Source organism: Psychrobacter sp. 1U2 (assembly GCF_051847575.1).
On the sequence record NZ_JBPYDC010000705.1, the window covers coordinates 1 to 889 of the forward strand.

1 protein-coding gene is annotated in these 889 nt (G+C 41.6%); it reads left to right on the forward strand.

Translation table 11 applies throughout. From position 1 onward, the window contains the following. Positions 1-4: 4 nt before the first annotated feature. Positions 5-889: cation:dicarboxylate symporter family transporter (locus ACS8FD_RS18215; RefSeq protein WP_439276887.1), on the forward strand; the 885-nt coding region annotated here is incomplete at its 3' end.

Consider the following 889-nt stretch of genomic DNA (forward strand, 5'->3'; position numbering starts at 1 on the left):
TAATATTGATACCAGTAATTTTTTACCCTGGGTAAACATTGTCGGAAATGGCTATGTCAATTTGCTGAAGATGATTGCAATGCCCTTGGTATTCATTTCAATCTTGGCAGCCATCGCTCGTTTAGAAAAAGCGTCCATGATTGGCTCTATGAGCTTCTGGATTATTGGCACCTTACTAATTACGACAGGGCTTGCTGCTTTAGACGGCGCGATTATTGCCAATTTATTCAATCTTGATGCCAGCTCTATTGTTGCTGGTCAAGCAGAAATTGAGCGTGGACAAAGCATGGTTGAGAGCAGCACTCAAGTCTCTGATCTGACCATTCCAGGATTAATTTTAAGCTTCATTCCCACTAGTATCGGCGCGACATTTGCAGGCTTACAAAGCACTTCGATGATATCTGCTGTGGTCATTGCCAGTTTATTAGGGATAGCCGCTTTAACGGTTAATGCAAAAGAACCTGAAAAAGGTGCGGTAATCATTCGCGGTATCGGCATATTGCAAAGTTGGGTGATGGCACTGGTACGTTTTATTATCCGTTTGACTCCTTATGGCGTTTTTGCCTTAATGATTAAAGTCATTGTCACTACCGATGCCAGTGCAGTTTGGCAATTAGCAAAATTCCTCCTTGCCTCCTACGTTGCCCTATTCATTGTATTGATTATGCATGCACTTATCATTTTATTAACCGGGCGCTCACCCATCAAACACTTTAGAAAAATTGCGCCTGTACTTACATTTGCTTTTACCTCACGTAGTTCAGCAGCGTCTATTCCTTTAAATATTGATGTGCAAATTAATAAGCTTGGTATTGCTAAACCTATTGCGAATTTTTCAGCATCGTTTGGCGCGACCATTGGTCAAAATGGTTGTGCTGGCGTTTATCCT